This is a genomic window from Streptomyces sp. NPDC036815 (assembly GCF_055609205.1).
Genome location: NZ_JBVJPW010000003.1, coordinates 246,009 through 259,327, shown reverse-complemented (window position 1 = coordinate 259,327; position 13,319 = coordinate 246,009). Strand labels below are relative to the sequence as shown.

The 13,319-nt window shown below is 73.1% G+C and carries 10 protein-coding genes; 3 read left to right on the top strand and 7 right to left on the bottom strand.

Annotated elements, in window-relative coordinates:
* Positions 1–8 precede the first annotated feature (8 nt).
* From amaB to ACZ69I_RS09900, 5 genes are all read right to left on the bottom strand, one after another.
* Positions 9–1,535 carry an L-piperidine-6-carboxylate dehydrogenase gene (gene amaB, locus ACZ69I_RS09920; RefSeq protein WP_470831329.1) on the bottom strand — a complete coding sequence of 509 codons (1,527 nt, stop codon included), beginning with the start codon at positions 1,533–1,535 and terminating at the stop codon, positions 9–11.
* Positions 1,532–2,923: a 2-oxoadipate dioxygenase/decarboxylase gene (hglS, locus tag ACZ69I_RS09915; RefSeq protein WP_470831327.1), complete on the bottom strand. Its 1,392-nt coding sequence runs from the start codon at positions 2,921–2,923 to the stop codon at positions 1,532–1,534. Before hglS ends, amaB begins: the two co-directional genes overlap by 4 nt.
* Positions 2,924–2,976: 53 nt before the next feature.
* Complete coding sequence (locus ACZ69I_RS09910; protein WP_470831326.1) at positions 2,977–4,152, bottom strand: NAD(P)/FAD-dependent oxidoreductase; 1,176 nt, start codon at positions 4,150–4,152, stop codon at positions 2,977–2,979.
* 154 nt (positions 4,153–4,306) lie between these two features.
* Positions 4,307–5,284, bottom strand: coding sequence for a type II CAAX prenyl endopeptidase Rce1 family protein (locus ACZ69I_RS09905; RefSeq protein WP_470831324.1), 978 nt, complete (start codon positions 5,282–5,284; stop codon positions 4,307–4,309).
* A 129-nt stretch (positions 5,285–5,413) separates the two neighbouring features.
* Positions 5,414–6,808: a helix-turn-helix domain-containing protein gene (locus tag ACZ69I_RS09900; RefSeq protein WP_470831323.1), complete on the bottom strand. Its 1,395-nt coding sequence runs from the start codon at positions 6,806–6,808 to the stop codon at positions 5,414–5,416.
* Positions 6,809–6,986: 178 nt separating this feature from the next.
* Here ACZ69I_RS09900 and ACZ69I_RS09895 point away from each other — a divergent pair, with 178 nt between their 5' ends.
* Entirely contained in the window at positions 6,987–8,330 is a 1,344-nt protein-coding gene (locus tag ACZ69I_RS09895) for a M64 family metallopeptidase (RefSeq protein WP_470831321.1), read from the top strand.
* Between the two features lie 259 nt (positions 8,331–8,589).
* On the opposite strand, the gene ACZ69I_RS09890 is transcribed toward ACZ69I_RS09895, so the two are convergent.
* Positions 8,590–9,645 (bottom strand): LacI family DNA-binding transcriptional regulator, encoded by a 1,056-nt coding sequence (locus tag ACZ69I_RS09890; RefSeq protein ID WP_470831320.1) that lies wholly within the window; start codon positions 9,643–9,645, stop codon positions 8,590–8,592.
* Between the two features lie 266 nt (positions 9,646–9,911).
* On the opposite strand from ACZ69I_RS09890, the gene uriH reads away from it, so the two are divergent.
* The gene (gene uriH, locus ACZ69I_RS09885; protein ID WP_467677856.1) at positions 9,912–10,859 is read left to right on the top strand and encodes a uridine-preferring nucleoside hydrolase UriH; all 948 of its coding nucleotides are present in this window, start codon (positions 9,912–9,914) and stop codon (positions 10,857–10,859) included.
* Entirely contained in the window at positions 10,856–12,307 is a 1,452-nt protein-coding gene (gene uriT / locus ACZ69I_RS09880) for a uridine transporter UriT (RefSeq protein ID WP_470831318.1), read from the top strand. Before uriH ends, uriT begins: the two co-directional genes overlap by 4 nt.
* A gap of 27 nt (positions 12,308–12,334) precedes the next feature.
* On the opposite strand, the gene ACZ69I_RS09875 is transcribed toward uriT, so the two are convergent.
* Positions 12,335–13,261 carry an SMP-30/gluconolactonase/LRE family protein gene (locus ACZ69I_RS09875; RefSeq protein ID WP_470831316.1) on the bottom strand — a complete coding sequence of 309 codons (927 nt, stop codon included), beginning with the start codon at positions 13,259–13,261 and terminating at the stop codon, positions 12,335–12,337.
* Between the last annotated feature and the right edge of the window lie 58 nt (positions 13,262–13,319).

Here is a 13,319-nt window from a genome sequence, read left to right as displayed (position 1 = left end):
GGTGGACGTCAGCCGAAACTGACGTTCTGGGCGAGGGAGAGCCGGCCGGAGTAGTTGACCGTGTTGGTGGCCGAGCGCATGTAGGCGCGCCACGCGTTGGAGCCCGACTCGCGGCCGCCGCCGGTCTCCTTCTCCCCGCCGAACGCGCCCCCGATCTCCGCGCCCGACGTCCCGATGTTCACGTTGGCGATGCCGCAGTCGGAGCCCTCCGCGGAGAGGAACCGCTCCGCCTCCTGCTGGTCGCGGGTGAAGATGCTCGACGAGAGGCCCTGCGGCACGTCGTTGTGCAGGGCGATCGCCTCGTCGAACGTGTCGTACGCCAGCACGTACAGCAGGGGCGCGAAGGTCTCCTCGCGGACGAGGTCGCTCTGCCGGCCGACGCGCACCACGGCCGGTTCGACGTACGCGGCGTGCGGTGCCGACTCGGCCGGGCGGCGGGCGCCGCCCGCGAGCAGCTCGCCGCCCTCGCCGCGCACGCGGTCGAGCGCGCCGCGCATTCCGTCGAGGGCCCGCGCGGAGATGAGCGGCCCGACCAGCGTGGCGTCGTCGAAGGGGTCGCCGATGGCCAGCTTCTGGTACGCGGCGGTCAGCCGGCCGACGAGGGTGTCGGCGATGTCGCGGTGCACGATGAGGCGCCGCAGCGTCGTGCACCGCTGCCCCGCGGTGCCGACCGCGGCGAACACGATGCCCTGCACGGCGAGGTCCAGGTCGGCGGAGGGCGCCACGACCGCCGCGTTGTTGCCGCCGAGTTCGAGCAGGCAGCGGCCGAAGCGGGCCGCGACGCGCGGGCCGACCTCGCGCCCCATGCGGGTCGACCCCGTGGCGCTGACCAGCGCGACCCGGGGGTCGTCCACGAGCTGTTCCCCGACGGACCGGCCGCCGAGCAACAGCCGGTGCACGTCACGGGGCGCCCCGACGTCGTCGGCGGCCCGGGCGAGCAGCCGGTCACAGGCCAGGGAGACGAGCGGGGTGAGTTCCGACGGCTTCCACACGACGGTGTCGCCGCAGGCCAGCGCGACCGCGGTGTTCCACGACCACACGGCGGCCGGGAAGTTGAACGCGGAGATGACCCCGACGACCCCCAGCGGGTGCCAGGTCTCCGCCAGGCGGTGCCCCGGCCGCTCCGAGGCGATGGTGCGTCCGTAGAGCTGCCGCGACAGACCGACGGCGAAGTCACAGATGTCGATCATCTCCTGGACCTCGCCGAGCGACTCGGAGCGGATCTTGCCCGCCTCGATGGTGATCAGCTCTGCCAGGTCGTCCTTGTGCGAGCGCAGCAACTCGCCCAGGCGACGCACCAGTTCACCCCGGCGCGGCGCCGGGGTGGTGCGCCAGACGAGGAAGGCCGCGCGGGCCGCGGTGAGCGCCTCCTCGGTGCCGGCCGCGTCCGTGGCCTCCAGCCCGAAGAGGTCTTCGCCGGTGACGGGGGTCCGGGCCCGCAGGGCGCGGCCCTCGGGGACGTCGACGCCGATGCGGGCGAGTCCGGCGCGGGCACGGGCGCGCAGCTCGTCGGTGGAGGGCGGGACGATGCTCATGAGGCTGCTCCCTGGGGGCGTAGTGCGCGGGGTAGCTGGGCGAGGGAGCGGTCCCGCTGCCGCTCGTACAGCGTGAAGGGGTCGAGGACGTCGCGGCCCATCGCTGCGGAGAGCCGGTCGGCGTCGTACGCGCTGCCTTCCCGGCCGCTGTTCCTGGACCCCGCCTCGCTGAGGTTGGACTGGAAGATGCCGGCGGCCGACCGGGGCAGGAAGTCCTCGTACACGATCGGCTCGGCGCGCAGCCAGCCACCGTCCAGGAGAGCGCCGAGACCGGCGGGCGGGCGGGTGCCGTCCGCGGGGCGGCCGGGGACGGCGTGGTAGGTGAAGAAGCCGAGCCCCGCGGCGGCCAGGCCGTGTTCGGTCGGCGGGAGGTGGCGGGTCCACACGGAGCGGGCGACGGCGGCGCGGTCGGTGGGGGACCGGTCGGCGGCCTCCTCGTCGACGAGCGTGAGCAGCCGGTCGTAGAGGGCGCGGCCCTCGCGGGTGAGGGCGATGCCGCGGGCCTCGACCTCGCCGAAGCGCACCCGCAGCGCGCCACGGGTCACGCTGCCGTCCGGGGCGCGCAGGGCCCGCGGTTCGGCGAGTGCCCGGAAGGAGGTCTGGCGCAGCAGGACGTCCGGCCCCCTCCAGCGGGGCGGCCCCTGAATGGTGTCGATCATCTCGATGCCACGCTCGGTCATGCGCCGGTAGAGCTCGTCGATGTCCAGGACGCGCGGGGTCAGGTGGTTGATGTGTGTGCTGCGTACGCCGCCGATGTCCGCGGCGACGGCGGAGACCCGCTCCAGGGTCGCGTACCAGTCCCCGTCGATGGGTTCGGCGGACAACTCGAAGGCTCGCACGGCCAGTTCGAGGAAGCGTTCGGCGTCCGCGTCGGGCAGTTCGCGCTCCGCGTCGGCGCGGTCGGCGAGGGCGAGGAGCTCCGGGCCGAACAGCTCGCGGCCCGCGAGGAACGCGGTCAGGCGCGCGCGCAGGTCCGCGTCGAAGAAGCGGGGGTCCGACACGGTGAGCAGGGAGGTGAAGACCCGGAACGGACTGCGGGCCAGTTCGTCCTCGGCCACCGGCCGGAACGCGGTCGACACGATGGGCAGCGCGCTGGCGGCGGTCTCGCGCAGGTCGTAGAAGCCGACGGGAGACATGCCGAGGGCGCCGAAGACGCGGGCGACCTGGCGCAGTTCCTCCGGGGTGCCGACCCGGATGGCGCCGTGCCGCTCGGCGGTGACGCGGCCGATGGTCCCCAGGCGTTCGGCGTCGGCGCCCCGTGCGCGCAGGACGTCCTCGTTGACCTCGCGGGAGACGTCCACCAGCGTCGCGTACGCGGGGACCTCCCGCCCGTACATCCGCGAGAGCCTCGCGGCGAACGCGGCACGCAGTTGCCCCTGCCCGGGCATCGGCACATGGTCCTTTCGGTGCGGTGGGATCCGGCGAGGACGGACGGGCGCGCTCACACCACATGGGCCTCCGGACGGCTCTGGGACCCGGAGCGGAAACGGTCGGCACTCAGCGGCGCGACGTCGACGCACGGCCGCCGGTCCAGGAACAGGTCGCGGACGATCTCGCCCACCGCGGGCGCCTGCAAGAACCCGTGCCCCGAAAATCCGGTGGCGTAGAGGAAGTTGACCGGTGTCCTCGCGCGGCCGATCAGCGCGTTGTGGTCCGGCGTGACCTCGTAGAGGCCCGCCCAGCCGCCGGACGTCGCCATCTCCGCGAGGGCGGGGGCCCGCTCCCGGACCGCCGCGCGGAACAGCTCCAGCCAGTCCGGTGTCCACGTGGTGTCGAAACCCTCGCTCTGGGCGGGGTCGGCGAGACCGAGGAGCAACCCGTCGTCGCTGTTGTGGAAGTACGCCGAGGACGCGAAGTCGATCGTGAAGGGTATCCGCGGCGCTGCGGGCACCAGCGGGACGGTGAAGGCGAGTTGGCGCCGCAGCGGCCGCACCGGGAGCTCGACGCCCACCATGGAGCCGATCCGGGCGGACCAGGCACCGGCGGCGCAGACGACGGCCGAGCAGGCCACCGGGCCGCGGTCGGTGTGCACGACGGTGACGCGGTCCCCGGCGGTGTCCAGGCCGGTGACGGTGGTGTGCGTCGCGAAGACGGCCCCTGCCCGCGCCGCGGCACGCGCGTACCCGCGGACGACCAGCGCGGGCCGCGCATGACCGTCGGTGGGGGAGTACGTGGCGGCCACCAGGCCCCCGGTGCTCAGATAGGGGCAGAGCGCACGGGCCTCGCGGGGATCGATCATGCGGCTGGGGACGCCGAGACCGTTCTGCGTCCGTACGCTCTCCTCGAACTCCGCCGCCTGGGAGGCGCTGGTGAGCAGGAAGAGATAGCCGACGGTGTCGAGGCCGATGTCCGCGCCGGGCCGGGCGGGGAAGGCGCGGAAGGCGCGCAGGCTGCGGTGGCCCAGCTCGATGTTGAGCGGATCGGAGAACTGTGCCCGCACGCCTCCGATGGGCTTGCCCGAGCTGCCCCCGGCCAGTTCGCCGCGCTCGACGACGACGATGCCGGGTACGCCCGCCTCGGCGAGGTGGAACGCGATGCTCGCCCCCATCACGCCCCCGCCGACGATCACGACGCACGCGGTGGCGGGAAGGGTGCGGTACGTACCGGTCGGCGGCATCGGAGGAGACGGTGAGGAGGCCAAGTGGCCGCTCCCTTCCAGGCGTTGGCCTGGGCTGTCATGGCGTGACGGGGAACGCTGAACAGCTGTCTGCCCGCCATGGTGCAGCACGCCGCCCGCCGTCGTCCATGAGCCGTCGGCGCGACGGCCGGGATCAGTCCATGCGGCCGGGGCGCGCCGGGGCGAGGCGCCGAGCCGGGCGGTCCGCCGCCCCCGGCACGGCCGCGCGGCCCTGCCCACGCCGTCGGCCCAGCCGTCGCCACACCACGAACCCGGCCGTCGCGACGAGCAGATACACCGGCACGAGCAGCTCCACGTCCGGGGAGGACAGCTCCACGGACCAGCCCGCACCGCGCCGGTCACCCTCGAAGACGATCCGGTTCACGGTCAGGAAGGCCAGATGCGCTCCGATGCCGGTGCACAGCGGGGCGCGCCGCACCGCCGTACGGGCCGCGACGAGCATCAGGCCGAACACGCCGAGCAGGATCAGATAGTCGACGGGGTTCTGCCCGCCGGGCGCGAACCCGACCGGGCCCGCCCGCGTGCCGACCAGCGGTGCGACAGCGGCCTCCGTCACCGTCGACAGACCGGGCACGACCAGGAAGACGGCCGTCGTGCCGAGCGCCGAGGCCACGCCGCCGAACCGGCCGCGCAGGGACGTCCAGGCGTGGCCGCGCAGCGTCGTCTCCTCGGGCAGGGCCTCAAGGAGCAGCGCGACCACGCCGTTCGCCACCAGGAATCCGGCGAGTTCCGGCAGATCGGGGCGCGACCAGCGCAGCAGCCCGGCGGCCGTCCCCGCGCCGAGCACGAGCGAGGCGGCGCCCACCGTCACGCCCGCGCCCGCCAGCAGGGCCCACAGGCTCTCGCGCGGCCCGCCGAAGCCGATGGCCTCGAGGGAGCCGCCCCGGCGGCGCACCGCGAGCACGACGAGCGGCACGGCCACGAGGCTGACCAGCGCGGCCGGGACGAGCCTGGCCGCGAACCCGGTCAGTCCGACGGCGTCGGCGAGCACGGGCCCCACCGTCGTCCCCGTACCGAGCGCCACGCCCATGACGAGACCGCCGCCCAGCGCCCGCCCGAGAGCGGCGACGCGCGAGGAGGGAGGAGGAGTACGGGGGTGGGGGCCGGCCATGTGTCTCTCCTCGGTACCGCTTGATTCCGGTGGGGCAGGGGGTTACGCACCATCCTCTGCGCCCCCGCGATCACGGCAGTCGTAGCCCGGGATGAAATGGCCCTACATCTTTATGTGCACCGCCCGGGCTCACATCGGGGGAGTGGCGGGCGCGGGCCCCAGCGTGGTCGTGCCGGGAGCGGCCCGGTGCCCGAGACCGGTGCGGTACGCGTCCATCGCGGCCTCCACCCGGCCCGTGCGGCGCAACAGGTCGCCCAGGAGACGGCAGAGGTCCGCCAAGTCCCCCACGGCGCTGGAGCGTTCGAGCAGGGCGAGCGCCGCGCAGTAGTGCTCCTCGGCACGATCCGTGTCGCCCCGCTCCTCGGCGATCAGCCCGAGCAGCCGGTGCGCGCCGCCCGCGTGGACGGCCCCGCGCCCGGCTCCCAGCGCCCCGGCCCCGCCCTCGTCCGCGCCCGGGGTGAGCAACGGCCGCAGCAGCGCCTCCGCCTCGCCGGCCTTGCCGCGCCGCCGCAGCACGTCGGCCAGCTCGACCTCCACCTGTTCGGCGAAGAGCGCGGCCCGTTTGGCGCTGAGGATGTCGTGGGCCGTGCGCAGCTCGCTCTCGGCCCGCTCCAGGTCGCCGCCCTGGGCGTGCACATAGCCGCGCATCCAGTGGCAGTGCGCGAGTTCGGTGCGGATGTGCAGCTGGCGGTAGAGCTCCTGGGCCTTGGCGAGGGACGCGTCGGCCTCGGCGATGCGGCCCTCGGCGATGAGCGTACGGGCGACCCCGCGGTGCATGCCCGCGACCAGCGCGGGGTCGTCGACGCGCGGGGCGAGGGCGAGCGCCAGCTCGGCGGCGTGCGCGGCCCGCGCGTGCGCACCCATGTCCATGTAGGGGGCGATGGACGCCGTGTAGAGGAGCAGCAGGGCCTCGGGGTCGTGCAGTCCGGCGGCGTCGAGTTCGTCGAGGGTGCTCTCCAGGAGGTAGCAGGCGTAACGCAGTTCACCGGTGAGCAGGTGGGCGGTGGCGCGGCCCCGCACGGCCGGTACGCGGCGCGGCAGCGGCTCGTCGGCGAGCAGGCGCTCCGCCGCGGCGAACCGGTCCCGGGCGGCGGTGAGCTCACCGGCCTCCAGGAGGCAGTCGCCGAGGCCGAGGAGCGCGTCGGCCTGCTCCTGTGCGAGGTCGTGCTCGACGGCTTCCTCGTGCAGCGCGCGGAAGAGTTCGGCGGCGTCCTCGGGAGCGCCGGTGGCCAGGGCGCGCCGGGCGTCGGTCAGCCGCAGGCGCAGTCCGGCGGCCAGGTGGGCGGGGCGGCCCGTGGCCAGTTCTTCGTAGCTGACGCCGAGGCGTTCGGCGAGGTGGCGCAGCGCGGCCTCGGAGGGCCGTACCTTCCCCGACTCCAGCGTGGAGACGTAGGCGGGCGTGTAGGCGGGCTCCGCCACCTGCTTCTGCGTCAGGCCGCGCGCGCCGCGCAGCCGCAGGACGCGCCGCCCGATCGCGGCCGGGTCGTCGGGGCGTGCGCCCTCCCGGGAAACGTTCTGCGCCACCGCTGCCTCTCCGTACGTCACTTCACGCCGCCGCCGAACGGCGGGCGGCGAGAACTCGTCTACCCAAGAGGCAACTTGTCGCACACCCATTGCCTGGCGCCTCGACAGCCCCTACGTTGAACCGCGCCTTAACTCTGCTTAACCCGCCATTTATATCGCGTACTTCGGAAGGACGCCCATGCCCCCCACGGACCGAATACCCGGCACAGCAGGCCGTGCCAGACGCACGCCGCTGCGCATCGCCCTCTCCGCGGGCATCGCCCTCACGGCGGCGGCCGTCGCCACCGGCCCCGCGGGCACGGCCACCGCGGCGGACCCGGAACCGGCCGCCCGACAGGCCCAGCACGTCGAGTACTTCTCCGGGCCCGGCGCGCACCCGCGGCACACCGAAGTGCCCGCGTCACCCGAGCTCTCGCCGAGCGAGCGCGCGCAGATCAAGGGTGACGGCGACGTCGTCCCGATCGTGCGGGCGGGCCCGACCGCCACCAAGCTCGACGTCGTCTTCATCGGCGACGGCTACACCGCGTCGCAGCAGGCGGACTTCCACGCCGACGTGCGCGCCAAGTGGGCGAAGATCTCCGCCGTCGAGCCGTACGCCTCGTACAAGAGCCTCTTCAACGTCTGGGCCGTCGACGCGGTCTCGCGGCAGTCCGGCGTCTCCGGCGACCCGACGAACACCACCGTCAAGGACACCGCGCTCGGTTCCGCCTTCTTCTGCGACGGCATCGAGCGCCTGCTGTGCGTCGACACCAACAAGGTCGAGTCGTACGCGAAGAAGGCCGCGGACCCCGACCTCGTCATCGTCCTCGCCAACTCCACCAAGTACGGCGGCGCGGGCTACAACGACATCACCTCCCCGTCCGGCTACGACGGCATCGCCACCGCCTCGTCCGACAACGCCCAGTCCGACCAGGTCGCCGTCCACGAGACCGGCCACTCGCTGGGCAAGCTGGCCGACGAGTACTGGTACGACGAGTACGGCACCTACACGGGCGCCGAGCCCTGGGAAGCCAACATCAGCAAGCTGACGGCCGCCCAGCTCACCGCGCAGAAGAAGAAGTGGTACCGGTGGATCGGCCAGACCTCACCGGACGGCGGCACCGTCGGCGCCTACGAGGGCGGCGGCTACTACCCGCGCGGCCTCTACCGCCCGACCGCGGACTCGATCATGCGCACGCTCGGCCGCGCCTTCAACCTGCCCGGACGCGAGGCCATGATCGCGGGCTTCCACCGGCACGCGTCCGTGGTCACCGCCGAGACGCCCACCGACCGGGCGGTCCGACGCGACGACAAGGTCCGCGTGCGCGCGGCGCACGGCATCGAACTGCGCTGGAGCGTCGACGGCCGCGAGGCCAAGGCGGCCAGGGGCGACACCACGGTGACGCCCCGCTCCCTCGGCGCCCCGGCCGACGGCCGCGCGCACAAGGTGACGCTCCGCGCCACGGACCCGACGCGCGCGGTCCGCGACCCCCAGCTGCGCCGCCTGCTGACCGACTCGCTCACGTGGCGGGTCCGACGCTGACCGGCCGAAGCACTCCCCGGGCCGCCCCGCATGACGGGGCGGCCTAGAGCCTGTCTTTGAACCCCCGCCTGCGCCCCGGCGTCCGGCACGCACTCCCCCAAGCTCTCGGCTGCGCTCGAGCAGGGGGGACCCCCATGGCGCACGGAGTCCAAGGACAGGTGGCTCCGCCACATGACCTCGGACTCCGCACACCGATCGCACGCACCGGACGCCGCTGCACCCGCGCTCCGCGCGGACGACGGGGGTTCAAAGACAGGCTCTAGGGAGCGGCGGTGCGCTGTCGGCCCACGCCCACGGTTGCCGCGTCACCCGCCACGCTCGCCACGCTCGACTCGCGCACGACGAGCTCGGGTGCGAGCCGTATCGCTCGCCGCGGTCCGTCGTCGGCGGCCGAGAGGCGCCGGGCGAGGAGCCGTGCCGCCTCGGCGGCCAGTTCGGTCACCGGCTGGCGGACCGTGGTGATACCGGGTGCGGAGAGCGCCGCCATCGGGATGTCGTCGAAGCCGGTGACGGCGACCGTGCCGGGCACGTCGGCGCCGAGCTGCTGCAGGCGTTGCAGGGCCCCGATGGCGATCAGGTCGTTGGCGCAGACCAGGGCGTCGGGGCGGGTGGGCCACACCTCGTCGACGGCGGCCCGGCCCCACTCCACGGAGAAGTCGCCGAGGGCCACCCGGCCCGGTGCGCCGGGATCGAGCGCGCCGGACCCGGCCTCGTACGCGGCACGTCGTTCGGCGGCGGCGGACGCCGTCCCCGTCGCGCCGAGGAAGCAGACGCGGCGGCGGCCCGTGGCGGCCAGGTGGTCGAGGACGAGGGCCATGCCCGCCGTGTTGTCGACCGCGACGGAGTCCGCGACGGCGGGCCCGCAGCCCCGGTCCATCAGGACGAGCGGCACCCGGGCGGCCGCCGCGCGCACCGCTTCCCTGCTGCGCTCCTCGTGCGCCGGGATCACCAGGAGCGCGTCGACCTGGCGGCTCAGCAGGTCCGCGATGTACTCGGCCTCGGCTGCCGGGTCGTCGTCGCAGTCGGCGAGGAGTACGGCCCGCCCCTCGGCGTGCAGGGCATGGGTCAACTCCCGTACCAGCGTGGGGCAGAAGGGGTTCGTGATCTGCGGCAGGACGAGCCCGACCGTGCCGGTGGTGCGGCTGCGCAGGGCCCGGGCCGCGTGGTTGGGCCGGTAGCCGAGCGCGTCGGCGGCCTCGCGGACGCGGCGGGCGGTCTCGGCGCCGACGGGGCGCGTGCCGGCCAGGACCCGGGAGACCGTGGCGACGGAGCAGCCGGAGGCCCGGGCCACATCTCTCAGCGTTACGTCGGCCACGCCGCGCCCACCCTTCGCTGTGTTTCGGCAAACGTTATCAGCGGGCTTTCGGCGTCACCAGACCCAATATTCGGGGCGAAATGTCCCTATTGGTGAGCGTCTGCAGAAGATCGAAGCCGTTCCGAACTCTGTCCGTTCCGGGCGAATTTGCCGTGATGTGTCGTTGACCATTGACATAATTCGCGTCGGTGCACACAGTCTTCGGAGAACGTTTTCCCGAGCCGTCGCCGCGCAGCGTCGGCTCAGCCGAACAAAGAGGTTCCGCGATGCCCCGAAAGATCATCCTGGACTGCGACCCCGGGCACGACGACGCGATCGCCATGCTCCTGGCGCACGGCAACCCGGATGTCGACCTGGTCGCCGTCACCACCGTGGTGGGCAACCAGACCCTGGAGAAGGTCACCCGCAACGCCCTTTCGGTGGCCCGCATCGCGAACATCACCGGTGTCCCCTTCGCCGCGGGCTGCCCCCGCCCCCTGGTACGCGATGTCGAGACCGCCCCGGACATCCACGGCGAGAGCGGCATCGACGGCCCCGTCATGCCCGAGCCGACCCTGGCCCTGGACGAGCGGCACGCCGTCGACCTCATCATCGACACGGTCATGGCGCACGAGCCCGGCGAGATCACCATCGTCCCCACCGCGGGCCTGACCAACATCGCCCTGGCCGCCCGCAAGGAGCCGCGCATCGTCGAGCGCGTCCGCGAGGTCGTCCTCATGGGCGGCGGCTACCACACGGGCAACTGGAGTCCCGTCGCCGAGTTCAACATCAAGATCGACCCCGAGGCCGCGCACATCGTCTTCAACGAGAGCTGGCCCGTCACCATGGTCGGCCTCGACCTGACGCACCAGGCCCTCGCCACCCCCGAGGTCATCGAGCGCATCGGCAAGGTCGGCACCGCCCCGGCGCTCTTCGTCAATGAGCTCCTCGACTTCTTCGGCGCCATGTACCTGGAGGCCCAGGGCTTCGACGCGCCGCCGGTCCACGACCCGTGCGCCGTCGCGTACGTCATCGACCCCGGCGTCATGACGGTCCGCAAGGCGCCCGTGGACATCGAGCTCACCGGCACGCTCACGCTCGGCATGACCGTGACGGACTTCCGGGCGCCCGCGCCCGACGACTGCCACACCCAGGTCGCCGTCGACCTGGACCACCAGCGCTTCTGGGACCTGATCGTGGACGCGCTCGAGCGGATCGGCGACGTGCGCGCATGAACGCCTCCCTCACCGAACCCGCCGCCGCTCCCGGCGGCGCCCGCGGCTCCCGACCGGTGCGCGTCGGCGTCCTGGTCGCCGCCCTCCTCGCGGCCTGCTTCGCCTTCCAGCTCAACGCGAGCATGCTCAGCCCCGCCCTGAAGAACATCGAGGACTCCCTCGGGGCGACCTCGGCCGAGGTCGGCCTGACCCAGACCGCGTTCTTCACCTCGGCCGCGCTCTTCTCGCTCTTCCTGCCGCGCCTCGGCGACCTCGTCGGCCGCCGCAAGGTGCTCGCCGGAATGCTGGCGCTCATGGTCGTCGGCTGTGTGGTCGCCGCGCTCGCCGAGAGCGTGCCGATGCTCTTCGCCGGCCGCGTCATCCAGGGCGTCTCCGGACCCACCGTGCCGCTCTGCCTGATCATGCTGCGCAACGAGGTCCACGAGCCGAAGAAGTACGGCACCCTCCTCGGCGTCATCACCGCCGTCAACGGCGGCATCGCGGGCCTCGACTCCCTCGGCGGCGGCTACCTCGCCGACCACTACGGCTTCCAGTCGGTGTTCTGGGCCATGGCCGGCGTGGCGGCGATCGCCGCGCTCCTGGTCGCCACGCTCACCCCCGAGTCGAAGGCCGCCGACACCGCCGACACCCGCATGGACTGGCCCGGCGTGACCCTGCTCGTCATCTCGGTCGGCGCGGCCCTGATCGCCCTGAACGAGGCGGGCAAGCTCGGCGCGGCGAACTGGGGGCTCGTCGTCGCCCTGTTCGTCGTCACCGCCGTCGCCTTCGCGCTGTTCTGGCGCACCGAGGACCGCAGCAGCCACCCTCTGGTGGCCACCCGCCATCTGCGCCAGCGCTCCACCTGGGCGCTGCTGCTGACCACGGTCCTCACCATGACCGGCGTGTTCGCCGTGATGAACGGCATGATCCCGGCCTTCGCCCAGGACGCCCAGGCCGGCTTCGGCATGGGCGCCGAGCAGTCCGCCTGGTGGACCCTGACGCCGTACGCCCTCGCGGGCCTGGCCATGGGCCCCCTCGCCGGCCGCCTCGCCGCCACGTACGGCTACGGGCGCATCCTGCGCCTCGGCCTCATCGGCTCGGCCGTGACGGTCGCCCTGATGCTGTTCACGCTGCACGCCGACTCGCGGCTGCTGCTCCTGCTCGCGTCGGTCCTCATCGGCGTCACCTACGCGGGCGTGGGCAACATCGTCCTCAACGGCCTCGGCATCGTGCTCTCCCCGAAGGAGAACCCGGGCTTCCTGCCGGGTCTGAACGCGGGCGCCTTCAACCTCGGCGCGGGTCTCAGCTTCGCTGTCCTGTACGCCGTGCAGACCGCCGCGGCACCGGCCGACGAGACGTCGCCCGCCGGCTACACGGCGGGCATGATCGCCGGAGTCGCCCTCATCGCGGCGGCCTTCGCGACGTCCTTCCTCATCCCCAAGCCCGTGGAGGCGGAAGCCACGGAGTGAGCGCGCGGCGCCTGCGGCCGGGGCCGTTCAGGCGCGCACCCGGGGCAGCCCCGTCACGGACATCACCAGTGAGTACAGCGAGCTGGTGGCCGTGATGAAGAGCCGGTTGTTCTTCGGCCCGCCGAAGGCGATGTTGGACACCGGCTCCGGCACCCGGAGCCGCCCGATGAGGGTGCCGTCGGGGTCGTAGCAGTGCACCCCTCCCTCGATGGCGGCGGCCCACAAGCGGCCGCCGTCGTCGAACCGGATGTTGTCGAACCGGCTGACGCCGTCCTTCGCCTCCGCGAAGACCTTGCCGTCGGACAGCGTGCCGTCCTCGCGCACGTCGAAGACCCGGATGCAGCCGCCCCGCGTGTCCGACACGTACAACTGCCGTTCGTCGGGTGAGAACACGAGGCCGTTCGGCGCCCCGAAGCCGTCCGCGACCAGCCGGACCTCGCCCGTGGACGGATCGATCCGGTACACGTTGAGGCCGTCGATCTCGGGCTCGGCGCGGAAACCCTCGTAGTCGCTGGTGATCCCGAAGTCCGGGTCGGAGAACCACACCGATCCGTCGGAGCGGACGACCGCGTCGTTGGGGCTGTTCAGCCGCTTGCCGTCGTACCGATCGGCGAGCACGGTGATCCGCCCGTCGGGCTCGGTGCGGGTGACCCGACGATTGCCCTGCTCGCAGCTGACCAGCCGGCCCTCGCGGTCAATCGTGTTGCCGTTGACGTGCCCGGCGGGCGACCGGAAGACCGCGACGTCGCCCGTCGTCTCGTCCCAGCGGAGCAGGCGGTCGTTGGGGATGTCGCTCCAGATCAGCTGACGCCAGGCCGGCAGGTAGAGCGGGCCTTCGGCCCACCGGCATCCGCCGTACAGCTGCTCGAGGCGGTCGTCCCCGTTCGCGCACCGTCCGGTACGGAACCGCTCGTCCAGGATCTCGTACGGAGAGGTGCTGTCATTGCCAGACATGGATGCCCCTTGGTGACCGGTGGGTGAATGTCGTTCTGTCGATCATGACTATGTCAGA